Source organism: Alloalcanivorax venustensis, from assembly GCF_047495515.1.
Taxonomy (GTDB): domain Bacteria; phylum Pseudomonadota; class Gammaproteobacteria; order Pseudomonadales; family Alcanivoracaceae; genus Alloalcanivorax; species Alloalcanivorax venustensis.
Genome location: NZ_CP179934.1, coordinates 618,344 through 636,952, shown reverse-complemented (window position 1 = coordinate 636,952; position 18,609 = coordinate 618,344). Strand labels below are relative to the sequence as shown.

Sequence of the window (18,609 nt, the reverse complement as noted above, 5' to 3'; positions counted from 1 at the left end):
GGCTCTCAAACCGGCGGGGTTAAACCGCGAAATCTTCCAGCTTGGCGCCGTTTTCCAGGGCTTCGCGCAGCCACACCGGGCGCTTGCCACGGCCGGTCCAGGTTTGCGAGCTGTCGTTCGGGTTGCGGTATTTCACCTTGGCGGGCTTGCGAACGCCTGCTTTCTTCTTGCGGGCGGTGGTTTTGCGAGCCGCCTTCTTCTGCCGGCTGGCTTTTTCCTGCAGCAGGTCATCCACGGAAACGCCGAGATCCTTGGCGATCTTGGAAATTTCCGCCTGGGCGCTTTTCACCGCGTCGAGACGTTTCTTCTCGAGCTTTTTCTCAGCCTGCTTGATCAGTTTTTCCAGTTCCGCGACAGAAAGATCGTCAAGATTGATAGTCATTTTCGGTGGTCCTTAATAGATAGGGTCGGCCTTGTGCGGGAAACTGTAGTTATTATTAGAAAAAAACGCAATTACGCTTTCGGGGTTTTGGCCGGTTCACCGGGATAATGTTCAAAAATCCATTGTTCCGCCAGCCGGGTAACGGTTTTTGCGTCTTTATCCTCGGTATTAATGGGCGGGCTGATACGCAAAATAATTTCACCGGGCAAGCGCAGCCAGGAACGGGCCGGCCAGCAATCGCCGCTGTTATGACTGATCGCCACCACCGGCACCTTGTTACGGCAGGCGAGTAACGAACCGCCGTGATTAAAATGGCCCAAAGTACCGGGTTTCTGTCGGGAGCCTTCCGGATAAATCACCACCGGAATGCCGTCCTTAAGACGCTCGGCGCCCTGCTCCAAAACCGCTTTCAGTGCCGCCCTGCCCTTGCCGCGATCAATGCGAATCGGATTAAGCAGCGCCAGGCCCCAGCCGAAAAACGGCAGCCACAGCAGTTCCCGTTTCAGCACCGTGGCCTGGGGTGAGATCAATAATTGCAGATAAAAGGTTTCCCAACTGCTCTGGTGGTTGGCGATTATCACCATCGGCCCGTCCTGCAAATGCTCGCGGCCCTCCACCCGAATACGCACGCCGTTGAGACGGCCGAGCAGCCACATGGCGAAGCGGGTCCAGATATTCACAAAACGGTAACGTTGATCGCGGGGGAGAAACCAGCCAATCAGCAGGCAGTTGAGACCATGGACAATGCCCACCGCGTTGTAGATAACGAAAAACAGCACACTGCGAATGCGGATGCCCCAACTGGGCGGGCCACCGGCGGGTTCTTTCATGAAGGGTCCTTGAGAAACTGATCGACGAACCCGGCCAGGGAATCGTAAACATCCACCGGGCCCAGGGTTTCCGGCAAGCCTTTGTCGAGGGTGCGCCGGCCCTTGCCGGTCAGCACCAGCACCGGGCGGCAGCCGCGCGCGACGCCGGCTTCCAGGTCCCTCAGACTATCACCAACCATGGGGACACCGGTGACATCGCCATACTCGGCAACAATTTGGTCAATCAGTCCCGGCAACGGTTTGCGGCAGGCGCAGCCGTCGTCCGGACCGTGGGGACAGAAAAACACGCCGGAAAGCCGGGCCCCGGCGCCCTCCAGGTGGGCCGCCATGGTGCGGTGAATGGCGTCCAGGCCGGCCTGATCGAAATAGCCCCGTGCCAGCCCGGATTGGTTGGTGGCCACCACCACGCGGTACCCGGCGTGGTTAAGCCGGGCGATGGCGGCCGCGCTGCCGGGCAGCGGGCGCCACTCCTCGGGGGTTTTGATGTAGGCGTCGGAGTCTTCGTTAATCACCCCGTCGCGGTCGAGAATAACCAGTTTGGATGCGTTCATGGGCGGCAGTATATCAGGCCCGGGCACCGTATCAGGCCATGGTGTCGACGATTCCGCCTTCCACCCGCAGGGCCGCCCCGGTGGTGGCGGACGCCTGGGGCGAGGCCGCGTACACCGACATATTGGCCACCTCTTCCACTTCGGCCACCCGCTGGATGATCGAGCTGGGGCGCGCTTCCTGGATAAACTGCTTCTCCATTTCCTGCTCGGACAGGCCGCGCTGCTCCGCCATGCTCTTCAGCATCTTGCGCACGCCCTCGGAGCGGGTCGGCCCGGGCAGGATGGCGTTCACCGTGACACCGGTACCGGCCAGCACCTTGGCCAGGCCCCGGGAAATGGACTGCACGGCGGTTTTGGTCATGCCGTAGTGGACCATTTCGGTGGGAATATTCAGCGCCGATTCGCTGGACAGGAACTGAATGCGGCCCCAACCCCGGTCGCGCATGCCCCGGGCATAGTGGCGGGACAGCCGCACCGCGCTCATCACGTTGATCTGGAAGAACCGCTCCCAGTCGTCGTCGTCGATATCGAAGAAGCCCTTGGGCTCGAAGATGCCCACGTTATTGACCAGGATATCCGCGTCCGGATGGGCGTCGATCAGCGCCTGGCAGCCGTCGGCCCGGCCCAGATCGGCGGCGACGCCCTCGATGCCGTCGCTCTTGGTCTCCTGCTTGAGAGCGTCGATCGCCTGGTTCACCCGTTCCTGGGTGCGGCCGGTGATCACCACGTCCGCGCCGGCCAGGGCCAGGCCGCGGGCGATACCGAAACCAATACCGGCGGTGGAGCCGGAAACGATCGCTTTCTTGCCTGAGAGGTCAATGCGCATGGGGACTCCTTCGAGTTAAGCGGAATTACCCTATGCAGTGGCGCCGAGGTGAGAACTTCTCAAGGGCCAAGCCCCACAAATCTTGCTTCGTAGACGCCCATTGCGGTGTGCTCCCAATGGAGGTTCGATCTCGGTGCCGGTGTCCAGGACTGTGTGAGGCAGGGAGCCGAACACAAGCCTCCAGGGATGGATTCACGGCGGGTCCTGGACACCGGCACCGAGAGCGAACCGCGCTACGAAGCCGCTAAATGGGTAGAACGCTCCTATTCCTGCAGCAGACTGATGTCGGCCACGTTGAGGAACAGGTCACGCAGGAAGGTGAGCAGCGCCAGGCGGTTGTCGCGCACCGCCGGGTCCTCGGCCATCACCATCACCTGGTCGAAGAAGGCGTCCACCGGCTCGCGCAGTTCGGCGAGCAGTGCCAGCACCGCTTCGTAGTTGCCCTCTTCCAGCAACGGCTCGGAGCGGGCGTAGGCGTCCACCACCATGTCGGTGAGGGTCTGCTCCGCCTCTTCCTCCAGCAGGGCACCGTCGATCTCTTCCGGCGGCGCTCTGTCCAGTTTGGCGAGGATGTTGGACACGCGCTTGTTGGCGGCCGCCAGGGCCTGGGCTTCGTCGCGGTTCTGGAACGCCGCCACCGCCCGCACCCGGCGGTCGAAATCCAGCGGTCGGCGGCAGGCTTCGTCGAGGGCCAGCACCGACAGGATCACCGGCGTGGCGAAGCCCTGCTCCTGGTACATGGCGCGGTAGCGGCCTTTGACGAAGTCGAAGGCCTCGTCCACCCGGTCGGCGTCGATGCGCTGGCCGAGGGCCACCGCCGCCTGGTCGAGCAGGTCGCGCAGGTCCAGCGGCAGCTGGTTGTCGATGATGATGCGCAGGATGCCCAGGGTGGCGCGGCGCAGCGCGTAGGGGTCCTTGGTGCCGGAGGGCTTCTGGCCGATGCCGAAGATGCCCACCAGGGTGTCGATCTTGTCCGCCAGGGACACCGCCTGGCCGGTTTTGGTGCGCGGCAGCCCGTCGCCGGCGAAGCGCGGCAAATACTGCTCGTGCAGCGCCTGGGCCAGCTCTTCGGGCAGACCTTCATTGCGGGCCAGGTAATAGCCCATCACGCCCTGCATGGTGTCGAACTCGTACACCATCTCGCTGTTCAGATCCGCCTTGCTGAGGGCGCCGGCGCGGCGCGCCAGGTTGGCGTCGCCGCCGATGCGGTCGGCGATCTCGCCGGCCAGCCAGCCGATGCGGTCGCACTTGTCCGCCAGAGTGCCCAGCTTCTGCTGGAACACCACCTGGGCGAGGCCCTGGGCGTGCTGTTCCAGGGGCTTGCGGCAGTCGTTGTCGTAGAAGAAGGCGGCGTCGGCCAGGCGCGGGCGGATCACCTTCTCGTTGCCGGCGATCACCTTCTGCGGATCGCGGGATTCGATATTGCTGATGGTGATGAAATGCGGGGTCAGCTTGCCGTTGGCGTCGAGCACCGGGAAATACTTCTGGTGCTCTTCCATGGCGGTGATCAAGGCTTCCTGGGGCACGCGCAGGAAGTCGTCGTCGAACCGGCCGGCAAGTGCCACCGGCCACTCCACCAGAGCGGTGACCTCGTCGAGCAGATCCTCATCCAGATGGGCCTGGCCGCCGGCGTCGCGGCCGGCCTGCTCGGCCTGCTGGCGAATCATTTCCCGGCGGCGCGGGAAGTCGGCGATTACCTTGCCGTCCTGCTCCAGGCGGGTGGCGTAGTCGCCCGCTTCGCTCAACTCGATGGCGTCCGGCGCGTGGAAGCGGTGGCCCCGGGAGGTGCGCCCGGCGCGCTGATCGAGCAATTCGAAATCAATCACGTCGCTACCGTACAGCGCCACCAGCCAGTGCACCGGGCGCACGAACTGCACCTTGCGGCGCCCCCAGCGCATGCGTTTGGGAATCGGCAGCTTGTTGACCGCCTGGGCGAGAAAGTCCGGCACCAGCTCCACGGTGGGCCGGCCGGCTTCGGTGAGTTGGGCGAACAGCCGCTCGCCCTTGTCGGTGTCGCGGCGGTCCAGCTGGTCCACGCTCAGGCCCACGGAGGCGGCGAAGCCTTCGGCGGCCTTGGTGGGTTGGCCGTCGGCGTCGTAGGCGGCCTGCAGGGCCGGGCCCAGGCGTTCCACCTGGCGATCCGCCTGTTTGTCGGCCAGATCGCGCACCAGCACCGCCAGACGGCGCGGCGCGGCGAAGCTTTCCACCGCCCCGTGCGCCAGGCCGGCGTCGTCCAGCTGGCGCACCAGTTCCTCGGTGAGGGCGGCGCTCAGATCCGGCAGAGCCTTGGGGGGCAGCTCTTCGGTACCCAGTTCAATCAACAAATCCCGCTTGGCCATATCGTTCGCCATGATTACTTGCCCCCTTTCTGTTTCTTGGCGGCTTTATCGTCCTGTTGCTGCAGCTGCGCCTCCACTTCCTGGCGGATGTCGTCGGCGGCCATCGGAAAGCCCAGCGCGCGGCGGGCGTCGAAATAGGCCTGGGCCACGGCCCGGGCCAGGGTGCGCACGCGCAGAATGAAGCGCTGCCGCTCGGTGACCGAAATCGCCTTGCGCGCGTCCAGCAGATTGAAAGTGTGGGAGGCCTTGAGCACGTACTCGTAGGCGGGCAGCGGCAGCCCGGCCTCGATCAGCTTGCCGGATTCCGCCTCGAACAGGTCGAACTGATTGAACAGCGCTTCCACGTTGGCGTGTTCGAAGTTGAAGGTGGACATCTCCACCTCGTTCTGCAGGAAGACGTCGCCGTAGGTGACCTTGCCGAAGGGGCCGTCGGACCACACCAGGTCGTACACCGAGTCCACGTTCTGCAGGTACATGGCGAGCCGTTCCAGGCCGTAGGTGATCTCGCCGGTGACCGGGTAGCAGTCGATGCCGCCGACCTGCTGGAAGTAGGTGAACTGGGTCACCTCCATGCCGTCCAGCCAGATTTCCCAGCCCAGGCCCCAGGCGCCCAGGGTGGGCGATTCCCAGTTGTCTTCCACGAAGCGGATGTCATGGGTGAGCGGATCGAAACCGAGGCGGCGCAGGGAATCCAGATACAGCTCCTGGATGTTGTCCGGCGACGGCTTGAGCACCACCTGGAACTGGTAGTAATGCTGCAGCCGGTTGGGGTTCTCGCCGTAGCGGCCGTCGGTGGGCCGCCGGGACGGCTGCACGTAGGCGCTGTTCCAGTTTTCCGGGCCGATCGCGCGCAGGAAGGTGCTGGGGTGGAAGGTGCCGGCCCCCACTTCCATATCCAGGGGCTGGACGATCACGCAGCCCTGCTCCGCCCAGTACTGTTGCAGGGCCAGAATCAGGCCCTGGAAGGTGCTTGTATCCGCTTGCGGTTGATCCGCCATGGTGGTTCCCGTTCTTCCAAGCTCTGTGAAAATAAAGGGGCAAGTATAGCGTCCCCCAGGGGCCGGTGATACCGTGCTACCCACCGATACGCCTGGAAACACGGGGGTTTGACCATGGAGCGTTGTCCCTGGTGCGGCACGGATCCGCTCTACGTGGCCTACCACGACCAAGAGTGGGGCGTGCCCGAGCACGACGACCGCCGTCTGTTTGAGTTCCTGATTCTCGAGGGCGCCCAGGCGGGTCTGAGCTGGATCACCGTGTTGCGAAAGCGGGAAAACTACCGCAAGGCGATGGACGGCTTCGACCCGGAGAAAATCGCCCGCTACGACGACGCCAAAATCGCCGCCCTGCTCCAGGACACCGGCCTGATCCGCAACCGCCTGAAAATGGGCGCCGCGGTGGGCAACGCCCGCGCCTATCTCGACCTGCGCGACGCCGGCACCAGCCTGGACAGTTTCGTCTGGGATTTCGTCGACGGCGAGCCGCGCATCAACCGCTTCCGCTCCCTCTCCGAGGTGCCGGCGGTGACCCCCGAAGCCGAGGCGCTCAGCAAGGCGCTCAAGAAACAGGGCTTCCGTTTCGTCGGCCCGACCATCATGTACGCCTTCATGCAGGCCGCCGGCCTGGTCAACGATCATCTGGTCAGCTGCCCCCGGCACCGCCAGCTGGCTTGACCCCGGTCACAGCCTCAACCCACTTTTACAAACGGCGCCCGAAGCTGGTACGGCACTTGCTGTGTATCGGGGGAACGGAGGCCCCATGAAACCACTATTGATTCTGCAAACCGGTAGCACCTACCCCGCCCTGCAACGGCATTACGGCGATTTCCCCGACTGGATCCGGCAGGGTCTCGGTGACCAGGCACCGGTGACCGTGGTGGACGCCCGTGACGGCCAGCCCCTGCCGGGCGCGGCGGGCTTCAGCGGCGTGGTGATCACCGGTTCCCATCACATGGTCACGGACGAAGCCGGCTGGATGCGACACCTGATGCACTGGCTGGAAGCCACCCTGCAACTGGCCGAGGCACCGCCGCTGCTGGGCATCTGCTTCGGGCACCAGCTTCTCGCCCACACCCTGGGCGGCGAAGTGGGCGACCACCCCCAGGGCATGGAAGTGGGGACCGTGGCGTTGCGCACCACCAGCGCGGCCCGCGGCGACCCCTTGCTGGCGGCGTTCTGCGATCAGCCCTGGGCGCAGATGATGCACCGCCAATCGGTGCTCACCGCGCCCGCCGGCGTCGAGGTGCTGGCCAGCAACGGGCACGGAAGCTGCCAGGCGTTCCGCTACGGTCACGGCGCCTGGGGCTGCCAGTTCCATCCGGAATTCAGCGCCGATGTGACGCGGGCCTATCTGCAGGCGATGCGCGGGCAGCAGCTCAGCGACCAACAGGTGGACGACCTGCTGCCCAGCGTCCGCGAGTGCCCCCAGGCCGGTGCGGTGCTGGCGCATTTCGCCAACCAGGCGGTGCCGGCGGCGGCGTAGCGGTTCAGAGGCGCCTTAGTCCTGGCCGCCGAACACCGCGCCGATCAGCGCGCTGCCCCGGCTCACCGGATCCTGCCGGATCAGGGCTTCCTGGGTGCCGATCTCCGTGTACAGCCGCTCCAGGCTGGTGTCGATCACGTAGTTTTCCAGATTCAGGTCCGGTTTGTCGGCCATCGGCAGGCGGTTGTAGGCGTTCAGCAACGTCTGATACTGGTCGTAGAAGCCGGTTTCCCGAAGGCTGCTTTCGATGATCGGCCGGTACCGCTCGGTGAGGCTGGCTTCGGTGCGGCCGCGAAAGTAATCGGTGGCGGCGGTGTCGCCGCCGCGCACGATGCCCAGGGCGTCGGTCACCGTCATCTCCTGGATCGCGTCCTTGAACACCGGTGCGGCTTCCGCGGCGGCGTTCTCGGCGCCCCGGTTCATGGCGTCGCGGACCTGGTCCACGTAGCGCCCCAGGCCGATACGCTCGAGATTGCCGGCCACCGATTCCACCGTGGCGGGGAGCGGCAGGTCGAAGGCGCCGCTGCTGGAGAGTTTGCTGGTGGCCCGGTCCGAGCTGATCGACAGCGTCTCCTTGATGGCCCCGGCCAGGCGGCTGTCGGTGTCGTAGCCGGCGGCCTTGGCGACCTGATTGCCCTGCTCGATCCACGGCGCCAGGGCGTCCATGTTCTGGCAGGCGCTCAGGGTGAACAACGCCGCGCTGGCCAGTAGAACCCGTTTCATAGCTTTCCTTCCCTTCCGATGAATTGGTGTAGCATGCCCGCTGGACCGCGCCGCTAGAAGAACGAGCCCGTAATGAGCGATTTTTACCGTGAGCAGCACAAACTGCGGCTCGCTTACATGCCCTGGCTGTACCCGCGTCTCAAGCCCCGCCACCGCGATTGGGCCGTGCCCTGGCAGGCCGAGCTGCAGCGGCAATGGTCCATTCTGGAGACCGTGCACTTCGGCGTGCACTGTTTTGTGGCGCCCCAGGCACGGCTGTTCGCGGAACCCGGCCGGGATATCCACGTCGGCGACGGCAGCCACATCGCCGCGGACTGTGTACTGCACGGCCCGCTGCGCCTGGGCGCGTCGGTCAGCCTCAACCATCACGTGACCCTGGAGGGGGGCGCCGCCGGGATTGAGATCGGTGACCATACCCGCGTCGCCGCCTACTGTACCTTATACGCCTTCGACCACGGTATGGACGCGGCCGCCCTGGTGCGTGAACAGCCGGTGCGCTCCCGGGGGATCCGCATCGGCCGCGACGTCTGGCTGGGCGCCCGGGTGGGCGTGGTCGACGGCGTCACCATCGGCGACCACGCGGTGGTGGGCATGGGGGCGGTGGTCACCCGCGACGTGCCCGCCTGGACCATCGTCGCCGGCAATCCCGCCCGTGTGATCGGCCACCGGCCGGGGGCACCCATTCACCGGGGCGGTGCCCCGCGACACGGAGAGACGCCATGAGTACCAGTGTTTTTTCACTGCTGGTAAAACGCCGCTTCGGGCCTTTTTTCTTTACCCAGTTTCTGGGTGCCTTCAACGACAACGTGTTCCGCCAGGCGCTGATTCTGCTGATCGCCTCCGGGGTGGTCGCCGGCACCGAGGTGAACACCCTGAACAACGTGGCCCTGGCGTTGTTCATCCTGCCGTTCTTCCTGTTCTCGGCGCTGGCCGGGCAGCTCGCCGACAAGTACGACCGGGCCATGCTGGTGCGGCGCATCAAGCTGGTGGAAATCTTCATCATGACGTTCGCGGCGGTGGGCTTTTTCTTCAACGCCGTCTATTTCCTTCTGGCGGTGCTGTTCTGCATGGGCCTGCAGTCCACCTTCTTCGGCCCCATCAAGTACTCGATCATTCCCCAGCACTTGCCGTCCCGGGAGCTGGTGTCCGGCAACGCTCTGGTGGAAATGGGCACCTTTCTGGCGATTCTGCTCGGCTCGATTTCCGGGGTGCTGCTGAAAATGGACGCCGCCGACCCGCTGATCGTGTCCGCGGTGGTGGTGGGCCTGGCGGCGCTGGGGTATCTGGCCGCCCGTGGCATTCCCAAGGCGCCGGCCGCCGACCCGGGGATGAAGATCAACTGGAATCTGTGGCGGGAAACCTGGCATATCGTCGGCTACGCACGGGAGGTGAAATCGGTGTGGATGTGCGTGCTGGGCATTTGCTGGTTCTGGTTTCTCGGCGCCGCCTACACCACCCAGCTCAAGGTCTACGTGGACGACTATCTGCTCGGCACCGACGGCCTCTATGCCTTGCTGCTGGGCACCTTTTCCGTGGGCATCGGGCTGGGCTCCTACCTGTGCGAGAAAATGTCCGGCCACCGCGTGGAGCTGGGCCTGGTGCCGCTGGGTTCGATCGGCCTGAGCGCCTTCGGCATTGACCTGTTCTTCTCCTACGCCGGCCTGCCCAAGGATGTGTCGGTGGACATCGCCGCCTTCCTGCAACAGCCGGCCGGCTGGCGGGTGATGGTGGATCTGCTCGGCATCGGGGTGTTCGGCGGCTTCTATATCGTGCCGCTGTTCGCGCTGATCCAGCAGCGTTCCAACCCCAGCCATCTGGCGCGCATCATCGCCGCCAACAATATTCTCAATTCCCTGTTCATGGTGGGTTCGGCGGTGGCGGGTATCGTGCTGGTCGGCGTGCTCAATCTCACCGTACCGGAGTTCTTCCTGGTGCTGTCGCTGGCCAATGTGCTGGTGGCCGCCTACATCTACACCCGGGTGCCGGAGTTCCTGATCCGCCTGCTGGTGTGGATGCTCACCAATGTGCTGTACCGCATCAAGGAACAGGGCATGGAGAACATTCCGGACGAAGGCCCCTGCCTGCTGGTGTGCAACCACGTCAGCTATGTGGATGCGTTGCTGCTGGGCGGCGCCGTGCGCCGGCCGGTGCGTTTCGTGATGGCCAAGCCGATCTACGATTTGCCGTTGATGAACTATATCTTCCGGACCGGCAAGGCGATTCCGATCGATTCCAAGGAGCGTAATCCGGAGATTTACCAGCAGGCGTTCGAGCGCATCAACGAGGAACTGGCGGACGGCCAGGTGGTGTGCATCTTCCCGGAAGGCAAGCTGACCCGGGACGGTGAGCTGGCGGAATTCAAAACCGGGATGGAAAAAATTGTAAATGAAAATCGGGTTCCGGTAATTCCCATGGCACTCTCCGGTCTATGGGGTAGCTTCTTCAGCCACAAGGGCGGCCCGGCGTTGACCCGGCTGCCGAAGCGTTTCTGGTCCCGCGTGAAGCTCAACGTGGGCGAAGCGGTAACCGCCGACCAGGTGGCGTCGCAGGACATGCGGCGTCGGGTGCTCGGGTTACGGGAACGCCCGTGATCCGCCCGGGTCTCAGGATCCAAGAACCGATACGATTAAAGAGGATAACCATGCGACGTATTCTGATAGCTCTGAGTCTGCTTTTCACCTTCACGGCCAGCCACGCGAGCAATGTGGAAATTCAGCATGTGTTCGGTTGGATCGAAAACGCCACGCTGGAACCCTGGGGCGTGAAAGTGAAAAGCAAACTCGACACCGGTGCCCTCACGTCTTCCCTGCACGCCCGCAACATTGAACGTTTTGAAAAAGACGGCGAGGAGTGGGTGCGCTTTGAAGTGAACGTGGAAGACCAGGACGAAGACGAAAAAGTGTCGCGCAAGTTCGAGCGCCCGCTCTATCGCGATGTGATTATTCGCGGTGCCGGTGGTGAAGAGCGCCGTCCGGTGGTGCTGATGGAAATCTGTTTCGGCGATACCGTGCACGAAGAGCAGTTCAGCCTGGAAAACCGCAGCGACATGATCTATCCGGTGCTGATCGGCCGCCGCACCATCCAACATCTGGGTGTGGTGGACGTGACCAACACCTTCATGCACGAACCGCAGTGCGATGAAGACAGCCCGGTGGAAAAATTCGACAAGGACAACACCGACGAAGACATCGGCGCCTGAGTAAACCAGGCGCCTCACTGGCACGGGCCGGCGTCAGGCCACGCGGGTGAACACCTGCAGGATATTGCCCAGCCGGGCAGTGAGCTTGTCGCCGGAGGCCAGCGGGCCGACCCCGGCCGGCGTGCCGGTAAAGATCAGGTCGCCGGGCTCCAGCGTGAACACCTGATTGATCTGTGCGATCAGTTCAAAGGTCGGGAACAGCATCTGCCCGGTATGGCCGTGTTGGCGGCTTTCGCCGTTCACTTCCAGAGACACTTCCAGATTCTGCCGCACTGAAATGCCGCGGGCGTCGATAAACCCGGACACCGGTGCGCCGCCGTCGAAACCCTTTGCCCGTTCCCAGGGATGGCCTTTTTCCTTTAGCCGGCTCTGCAAGTCACGCAGGGTCAGATCCAGGCCGACCCCGTAGGCGGCGATGGCGAAGCGAATGGTTTCCAGGTCGGTTTCGCCGCTCAGGCGCTCACCGATCATCACCACCATTTCCACCTCGTGGTGCACCGGGCCCTGTCCCTGGGGCAGCACCAGCGGTTCGTGCAGGCTGCACAGGGCGGTGGCCGGTTTCATGAACAGCAGAGGTTCCTCGGGCACGTCATTGCCCAGCTCGCGGGCGTGCTCCGCGTAGTTTCTTCCCACGCAGACGCACTTGCCCAGCGGCATTTCCATGGGCGAGCCGTCGATCCAGCGATGAACGTAGGCGGATTCCGGTCGCGCTTTCAGCGTGTGGGCATCAAACATCGAACAATTTTCCGGGGTTCATCACGTTGTTGGGATCGAAAACCGCTTTCACCGCTTTCATATAAGCGATTTCCTCTTCACTGCGGGAATACGACAGATAAGGCTTCTTGGTCATGCCCACGCCGTGCTCGGCGGAAATCGAGCCGTCGTACTTCTGCACGATCTCGAACACCCATTTGGACACATCGCCGCATTGGCGGAAAAAATCTTCCTTGGGCAGGTCCGCCGGCTTGAGAATATTCAGGTGCATGTTGCCGTCACCGATATGCCCGAACCAGACGATCTCGAAATCCGGGTAGGCGTCCTGCACCACTTTGTCCACGTCCTCGACGAAATCCGGCACCTTGGAGACGGTCACGGAAATATCGTTTTTATAGGGTGTGTGCGGCGCGATCGATTCGGAGATACGTTCGCGCAACTGCCACAGCTGTTCCAGCTGGCCCAGCGACTGGCTCATCACCCCGTCCAGCACCCAGCCCTGCTCCACGCAGTGCTCGAAAATCTCCATGGCCCGTTCGCCGGTGTGTTCGGAAAGCTGCTCGAATTCCAGCAGGCAGTAGAACGGACAATCGCTGTCGAAGGGTTTGGCCACCCCGTGCTCGAGCACATGGGCCATGGCCTTATCGGAAAAGAACTCAAACGCGGTCAGATCAATGTCCTTCTGAAACGCGTGCAGCACTTTCATGACTTCGCGGAAACCGGGCGCGCCCAGCACCAGGGCGGTGAGGTCCTTGGGCCGGCGGGCCAGCTTCACGGTGGCTTCCACCACGAAGCCCAGGGTGCCTTCGGAGCCGATGAACAGGTGGCGGAAGTCGTAGCCGGTGGCGTTCTTGATCAGGCCCTTGTTGAGGTCCAGCAGTTCACCCCGGCCGGTGACCACCTTGAGGCCGGTGATCCAGTCCCGGGTCATGCCGTAGCGGATCACCTTGATGCCGCCGGCGTTGGTGTTGATGTTGCCGCCGATCTGGCTGGAGCCGGCGGAGGCGAAGTCCACCGGGTAGAACAGCTCCTTGCTGTCGGCGAATTCCTGCAGCTGCTGGGTGACCACCCCCGGCTGCACCGTGACCGACCGGTCGTACTCGTTGAAGTCGAGCACCCGGTTCATCCGGTCGAACGCCACCACCAGCTCGCCGTTGGCGGCCACCGCCCCGGCGGACAGGCCGGTGCGGCCCCCGGAGGGCACCAGGTGCAGGCCGTGTTCATTGGCGATCTCCACGATCTGCTGCACTTCTTCGGTGGTTTCCGGCAGCACCACGGCGCTGGGCGCCGGCGCCCAGACCTTGGTCCAGTCCACCCCGTAGCGCTGGGCGCTGTCCGGATCGGTGAGGCAGCGCTTGCCAAGAAGCGCGCTGAGCTGGTCCAGGGCGGCGTGGGCGAGGGAGGTCATCGGCAACTCCAAAGGTCTTCAAGTCAACTTGAGCATTCAACATGTGCACGGGGGCTCCGGAATGGGTCTCATCCGGGGCGGGCTATGATACCATACGCGCCCATTTAACCCGCTACAGAGACCACCCATGGCCAACACTTCTCTTGAGAAGGACAAGATCCGCATCCTCCTGCTCGAGGGCGTCCACCAGAACTCGGTGGATAATCTGAAGGCGCACGGCTACAGCAACGTGGAGCTTCTGCCCACCGCGCTCACCGGCGACGACCTCAAGGACGCCATCAAGGACGCCCATTTTGTCGGCATCCGCTCGCGCACCCAGCTCACCGAGGAGGTCTTCCAGGCCGCCGAAAAGTTGATCGGCGTGGGCTGTTTCTGTATCGGCACCAACCAGGTGGATTTGAAGGCCGCCCTCAAGCGCGGCATTCCGGTGTTCAACGCGCCCTACTCCAACACCCGCTCGGTGGCGGAGTTGGTGATCGCTCACACCGTCAACCTGATGCGCGGCATTCCCGAAAAGAACGCGGTGGCCCACCGCGGCGGCTGGCTGAAATCCGCCAAGGACAGCTACGAGATCCGCGGCAAGAAGCTGGGCATCGTCGGCTACGGCAACATCGGCGCCCAGGTCTCGGTGCTGGCGGAATCCATGGGCATGAAGGTGTACTTCTACGACGTGGTCTCCAAGCTGCCGATGGGCAACGCGGAACAGGTGGGCAGCCTCAATGACCTGCTCGGCCTGGCCGACGTGGTCAGCCTGCACGTGCCGGACACCGCCGCCACCCGCTGGATGATCCGCGAAGAGCAGATTCGCGCCATGAAGCCCAAGAGCTATCTGATCAACTACGCCCGGGGCAAGGTGGTGGACATCGAGGCGCTGGCCGCCGCGCTGCGCGACAAGCACCTGCTCGGCGCCGCCATCGACGTGTTCCCGGAAGAGCCCAAGGGCAACGACGACGAGTTCATCAGCCCGCTGCGCGAATTCGACAACGTGATCCTGACCCCGCACATCGGTGGTTCCACCCATGAGGCCCAGGAAAACATCGGCACCGAAGTGTCCGAGAAGCTGATCCGCTACTCCGACAACGGCTCCACCCTGAGCGCGGTGAACTTCCCGGAGGTGGCCCTGCCGTCGCACCCGGACATGCACCGTCTGCTGCATATCCACCGCAACATTCCCGGCATCCTCACCCAGATCAACACCGTGTTCTCCGAGAACGACATCAACATCTGCGGCCAGTACCTGCAGACCAATGAAGAGATCGGCTACGTGGTGATCGACGTGAACAAGGGCTACAGCCAACTGGCCCTGGAAAAGCTGCGCACCATCGAAGGCACCATCCGTACCCGCGTGCTGTTCTAGCGTCTCGACAATAAGCCGGAGCCGGGCTACCTTGCCCGCTCCGGTTTTTTTATGGCGCCGCGGTCTATGAGAATAAGCCCGCCAGGATACGTGCTGGTCAGAAACGGCGTCGCGCTGTTGCTGGCCATGGTGCTATTGAGCGGCTGCGCCACCCGCTCCCTGTTCCAGCCCTACCCGTCCCAGGCGCGCGCCTGGACCGCCGACATGGCGGCGGACGGGCCCGCCCCGTTGCTGAGAAAAGGTGTCGACAGCCGGGACGGCGTGCTCTACCTGCAGGAACTGGGCCGGGTGCGCCAGCTGAGCGGCGCCATCGAAGACAGCGAGAGCGCCTTTCGCCGCGCCTTCGGTCATTACGACGAAACGGACGCCGCCGCCCGGCTGCGCGCCTCCAGCCTGGTGAGCAATACCGGCGCCCTGCTGGTTAACGACAACGCCCGCCCCTACGTGGCGCCGGACTACGAGCGCATTTTCGCGCACGCCTACCAGGCCCTGAATTACTGGCGTGAGAACGACGTCACCGCCACCGCCGTGGAACTGCGCGCCGCCGCCAACGAGCAGCGGGCGGCCGCCAACCGGCGCGATGACGAGATCGCCGCCGCCCAGGAGGCGGCGCGGGACGAAGGGGTGCAACCGGCCGATTTCGACAGCCACTTCGCCGGCCTGGACGCCGCCGCCGGCGAGGTCAAGGCGAGCTTCCAGAACGCCTGGACCTTCTATCTCTCGGCCCTGTTCTGGGAGGCCCACGGCGAATACAACGACGCCCTGGTGGACTACAAGAAAGCGCTGGAGATCCACCCGGATTCCGCCATGCTGCAGGAGGATGTGGCGCGCCTGTCCCGCGCCCAGGACGGCCGGGTGGAACGCGACAAGGGCCTGGTGGCGGTGGTCTATGAGCAGGGTCTGGTGCCCGCCCGCCGCGAGCTGAGCCTGCCGATCCCCACGCCGCACGGCCTCTTCGCGGTGGCCTTCCCGACCTACAGCGCCGCCGACAAGCCGCGCCCGGCGCCGCTCACCGTGGCCGTCGGCGACACCACGGCGCGCACCGAAGTGCTCACCGACGTGGGCGGGCTGGCCGCGCGCCATTTGCGCGAACAACTGCCCGGCATGCTGGTGCGGCAGACGCTGCGTGCCACCACCAAGTACAATCTGCAGAAGAAAGCCAACGACGATTTCGGTCCGGTGGGCGCCATCCTCACGCAGATCTTCAATGTGGTCAGCGAGCAGGCCGACCTGCGCAGCTGGTTGAGCCTGCCCGCCTACGCCCAGGCCACCCGCCTGATGTTGCCGCTCGGCGAGCACCGCCTTCAGTTGAGCACACCCGGTGGCGGTGCTAGTTTGACGGTTCCCGTGGTGGAACAGGGCGTGACCGTGATTCACGTGGTGGCCACCCCCGGCCGCCTTATAACCCGCGTGTTACCCGTTCAGGAGGGCCCGTTATGAAAGCTCCGTTTACCGCTCTGGCCGCCGTCGTGCTGGCGGTGGTCCTGGCGGGCTGTTCCGCCAGTAATATGGCCCGCCCCGGCGACGACGGCGAACCGCGCCTGTACTCCAACAACAGCACCCTGGCCAACCGCCTTTCGGTGGAAGCGCTGCAGGACAAAAAAGTCGGCGACCTGCTGTACGTGCAGGCGACGTTGGAAAACGGCTGGAAATTTGAACTGGATTTCCAATACAAGATCAAATGGTTCGATCGGGACGGGTTTGAAGTGGCTCCGGAATCCCAGCCCTGGCGGCAACTGGTGATGGCCGGTCGCAGCCAGAACAATGTCCAGGCGGTGGCCCCCAACCCCAGCGCCGTCCGTTATGAAATCTGGGTGCGCGAATAACGCCCCGGACGCCATTCAGGTTCCTTAAGGAGAAACACATGGTTCGCGTATTTTCACTGCTCGCCCTGGCTATGGCGCTGATGCTTTCCGGCTGTGCGTCCCGGGTGGATTACGGCGACGCCCAGGCCCGTGAAACGGTGACCGCCGATTTCGGCTCCACCGATCTGCAGATGATCGCCACCAAGATGGTGGACGACATGATGGTGTTCCCGCCGATCGTGGAAATGACCCGCGACCGCCGCCCGGTACTGTTCGTTGATCGCATCAAGAACAAGACCAGCGAGCACATCGACACCGAGTCCGTCACCGACACCATCCAGTCCAAGCTGATCAACTCCGGCAAGTTCCGCTTCGTGGATATGTCCGTGGTCGACCGGGTACGCGAACAACTGGAGTACCAGCAGGATTCCGGCATGGTGGACCAGGCCAGCGCCGCCCAGATGGGCCGCCAGATCGGCGCCGAGTTCATGCTCTACGGCAACCTGTCCTCGATCGTGAAGCGCGACGACAGCACCAAGGATGTCTACTACAAGTTCACCCTGAAACTGCTGAACATCCAGAGCGGCATTATTGAGTGGTCCGGCGAGAAGGAAATCCGCAAGACCCGCAAACGCAGCCTGTTCGGCTTCTGAACACCCTGGCACCAGGGAGAGGAACCATGTTCAAGCGTTTTTGTTTGCTCGTGCTGATGGCGGCGCTGGCCGCCGGCACCGCCTCAGCGGCACAGACCCGCGAGGTCACCGCCCGCGGCTACGGCGACAACCCGGAACAGGCGGTCACCAATGCGCTGGTGGCGGCGGTGCGCCAGGCCGGCGGCGTGACGCTGTCGGTGAACCCGGATTTCCGCCGCCAGGTGAGCGAATGGGTGATCCAGCGCCAGGGCGACGTCACCACCTGGACCGGCAGCCGCACCTCGGTGGCGGAGCCGCGCCTGCCCACGCTGGGCAGCCTGGACAGCTACGAGGTGACGGCCGTCACCCAGGAAGACAACGCCCTGTGGCGCGCGGACGTGAAAGCGGTGCTGCTGCTCCAGAAGGCGCCGGGCCCGGACCGCTCCCATCTGCCGGCCATCGTGGTGGCGCCGTTCACCAGCGACGCCAGCGAATACACCCTGGGTGAGACCACCCTGCCGGCGGCGGAGGTGCGCCGCCAGTTGCACGCCAATCTGATCGACGTCTTCGCCCAGTCCGGCCGTTTCCGCGTGCTCGACCGCGCCAACCTGGGTCTGCGCGAGGCCGAGCAGGCGCTGCTGCGCGACGGCGCCGGCGAGCCCCGGGAACTGCTGCGCCTGGGCAAGACCAAAGGCGCCGACCTGCTGCTGGTGGGTCACATCGAGGCGTTCGACATCGGCGACGACGAGCGCACCTTCTACGGCGCCCGCTTCCAGGGGTACGAACCCTATGTGCGTCTGCGCTACCGGCTGATCGACGCCGCCGGCGGCGAAGTGCTGGAGGCCGGCCTCTACGACTGGCAGCAGTCGGAAGCCAGCGTGCGGCAGCTGGCCCGCCGGCAGAAGCTCGACCACCGCAACCATCCGGAGCGGCTCGCCGACCTGGTCTACCCGCGCATCGCCCGGGCCCTGGCGGCGGCGGCCTCCGACACCCTGTACCCGGTGCAGGTGCTCAAGAGCGACGGCGACCGGGTCTACCTGAGCCACGGCCAGGGCCGCCTGGAAGCGGACACTATCCTCAATGTGTACCGGCCGGTGGAGTCCCTGGAAGACCCGCAGACCGGGCTCACCATTCGTATGGAAAGCGACGCCCTGGCCAGCCTGGAGGTGATCGAAGTGCGCCCGGATTACGCGGTGGCCCGGATCACCCAGGGCGGCGGCGAACCGCGCCCCGGTGACCGTGTGCGCGCGCCGGGCAACCGTCAGGGCGACACCGGTGACATGGAGCCGCCCGCCGGGCAACCGGAGAGCCCCGGCTCTTCACCCATGCCGCTGAACTGGGATTAGGACCGCGGGCGGCACC

The 18,609-nt window shown here is 64.4% G+C and carries 19 protein-coding genes; 10 read left to right on the top strand and 9 right to left on the bottom strand.

From position 1 onward, the window contains the following. Positions 1-19 precede the first annotated feature (19 nt). From ACMG4O_RS03085 to glyQ, 6 genes are all read right to left on the bottom strand, one after another. Entirely contained in the window at positions 20-382 is a 363-nt protein-coding gene (locus ACMG4O_RS03085; RefSeq protein WP_142947958.1) for an H-NS family nucleoid-associated regulatory protein, read from the bottom strand. 71 nt (positions 383-453) lie between these two features. Continuing rightward, a complete protein-coding gene (locus tag ACMG4O_RS03080; RefSeq protein ID WP_142947957.1) occupies positions 454-1,212 on the bottom strand; it encodes a lysophospholipid acyltransferase family protein in 759 nt (252 codons plus the stop codon). Continuing rightward, the gene (gene gmhB, locus ACMG4O_RS03075; protein ID WP_142947956.1) at positions 1,209-1,763 is read right to left on the bottom strand and encodes a D-glycero-beta-D-manno-heptose 1,7-bisphosphate 7-phosphatase; all 555 of its coding nucleotides are present in this window, start codon (positions 1,761-1,763) and stop codon (positions 1,209-1,211) included. The genes ACMG4O_RS03080 and gmhB overlap by 4 nt, the downstream gene beginning before the upstream one ends. Before the next feature lie 31 nt (positions 1,764-1,794). Continuing rightward, the gene (locus ACMG4O_RS03070; RefSeq protein WP_414434424.1) at positions 1,795-2,589 is read right to left on the bottom strand and encodes an SDR family NAD(P)-dependent oxidoreductase; all 795 of its coding nucleotides are present in this window, start codon (positions 2,587-2,589) and stop codon (positions 1,795-1,797) included. Positions 2,590-2,852: 263 nt separating this feature from the next. Continuing rightward, positions 2,853-4,940: a glycine--tRNA ligase subunit beta gene (gene glyS / locus ACMG4O_RS03065; RefSeq protein WP_414434423.1), complete on the bottom strand. Its 2,088-nt coding sequence runs from the start codon at positions 4,938-4,940 to the stop codon at positions 2,853-2,855. Between the two features lie 2 nt (positions 4,941-4,942). Next, positions 4,943-5,926, bottom strand: coding sequence for a glycine--tRNA ligase subunit alpha (gene glyQ, locus ACMG4O_RS03060; protein ID WP_142947954.1), 984 nt, complete (start codon positions 5,924-5,926; stop codon positions 4,943-4,945). A gap of 114 nt (positions 5,927-6,040) precedes the next feature. Between glyQ and ACMG4O_RS03055 the strand changes: the two genes are divergently transcribed. Both ACMG4O_RS03055 and ACMG4O_RS03050 read left to right on the top strand, forming a co-directional pair. After that, on the top strand, positions 6,041-6,601 hold the full coding sequence (locus ACMG4O_RS03055) for a DNA-3-methyladenine glycosylase I (protein WP_286855106.1): 561 nt from the start codon (positions 6,041-6,043) through the stop codon (positions 6,599-6,601). A gap of 85 nt (positions 6,602-6,686) precedes the next feature. Beyond that, positions 6,687-7,409 carry a glutamine amidotransferase gene (locus ACMG4O_RS03050; RefSeq protein WP_194855286.1) on the top strand — a complete coding sequence of 241 codons (723 nt, stop codon included), beginning with the start codon at positions 6,687-6,689 and terminating at the stop codon, positions 7,407-7,409. Between the two features lie 15 nt (positions 7,410-7,424). Here ACMG4O_RS03050 and ACMG4O_RS03045 read toward each other — a convergent pair whose 3' ends face one another. Beyond that, positions 7,425-8,132, bottom strand: coding sequence for a DUF4197 domain-containing protein (locus tag ACMG4O_RS03045; protein ID WP_414434422.1), 708 nt, complete (start codon positions 8,130-8,132; stop codon positions 7,425-7,427). A 72-nt stretch (positions 8,133-8,204) separates the two neighbouring features. On the opposite strand from ACMG4O_RS03045, the gene ACMG4O_RS03040 reads away from it, so the two are divergent. Genes ACMG4O_RS03040 through ACMG4O_RS03030 form a run of 3 tightly spaced genes read left to right on the top strand, consistent with a single transcriptional unit; the run spans position 8,205 to position 11,331 of the window. Continuing rightward, positions 8,205-8,855 carry an acyltransferase gene (locus tag ACMG4O_RS03040; protein WP_414434421.1) on the top strand — a complete coding sequence of 217 codons (651 nt, stop codon included), beginning with the start codon at positions 8,205-8,207 and terminating at the stop codon, positions 8,853-8,855. Next, a complete protein-coding gene (locus ACMG4O_RS03035) occupies positions 8,852-10,723 on the top strand; it encodes an MFS transporter (protein WP_414434420.1) in 1,872 nt (623 codons plus the stop codon). The genes ACMG4O_RS03040 and ACMG4O_RS03035 overlap by 4 nt, the downstream gene beginning before the upstream one ends. Positions 10,724-10,773: 50 nt before the next feature. Beyond that, on the top strand, positions 10,774-11,331 hold the full coding sequence (locus ACMG4O_RS03030; RefSeq protein WP_335628259.1) for an ATP-dependent zinc protease: 558 nt from the start codon (positions 10,774-10,776) through the stop codon (positions 11,329-11,331). Positions 11,332-11,364: 33 nt separating this feature from the next. Here the strand turns inward: ACMG4O_RS03030 and ACMG4O_RS03025 are convergent, their stop codons facing one another. Both ACMG4O_RS03025 and ACMG4O_RS03020 read right to left on the bottom strand, forming a co-directional pair. Then, positions 11,365-12,066 (bottom strand): fumarylacetoacetate hydrolase family protein, encoded by a 702-nt coding sequence (locus ACMG4O_RS03025; RefSeq protein ID WP_414434419.1) that lies wholly within the window; start codon positions 12,064-12,066, stop codon positions 11,365-11,367. Further along, complete coding sequence (locus ACMG4O_RS03020; protein ID WP_214012820.1) at positions 12,059-13,453, bottom strand: FAD-binding oxidoreductase; 1,395 nt, start codon at positions 13,451-13,453, stop codon at positions 12,059-12,061. Before ACMG4O_RS03020 ends, ACMG4O_RS03025 begins: the two co-directional genes overlap by 8 nt. 127 nt (positions 13,454-13,580) lie before the next feature. On the opposite strand from ACMG4O_RS03020, the gene serA reads away from it, so the two are divergent. From serA to ACMG4O_RS02995, 5 genes are all read left to right on the top strand, one after another. Further along, positions 13,581-14,810 carry a phosphoglycerate dehydrogenase gene (serA, locus tag ACMG4O_RS03015; RefSeq protein ID WP_414434418.1) on the top strand — a complete coding sequence of 410 codons (1,230 nt, stop codon included), beginning with the start codon at positions 13,581-13,583 and terminating at the stop codon, positions 14,808-14,810. 90 nt (positions 14,811-14,900) lie between these two features. Further along, positions 14,901-16,250, top strand: coding sequence for a COG3014 family protein (locus ACMG4O_RS03010; protein ID WP_414434417.1), 1,350 nt, complete (start codon positions 14,901-14,903; stop codon positions 16,248-16,250). Next, on the top strand, positions 16,247-16,636 hold the full coding sequence (locus ACMG4O_RS03005; protein WP_142947940.1) for a YcfL family protein: 390 nt from the start codon (positions 16,247-16,249) through the stop codon (positions 16,634-16,636). The genes ACMG4O_RS03010 and ACMG4O_RS03005 overlap by 4 nt, the downstream gene beginning before the upstream one ends. A 38-nt stretch (positions 16,637-16,674) precedes the next feature. Continuing rightward, a complete protein-coding gene (gene lpoB / locus ACMG4O_RS03000) occupies positions 16,675-17,268 on the top strand; it encodes a penicillin-binding protein activator LpoB (RefSeq protein ID WP_194855275.1) in 594 nt (197 codons plus the stop codon). A gap of 26 nt (positions 17,269-17,294) precedes the next feature. Beyond that, positions 17,295-18,593 (top strand): CsgG/HfaB family protein, encoded by a 1,299-nt coding sequence (locus ACMG4O_RS02995; RefSeq protein ID WP_414434416.1) that lies wholly within the window; start codon positions 17,295-17,297, stop codon positions 18,591-18,593. Positions 18,594-18,609 lie beyond the last annotated feature (16 nt).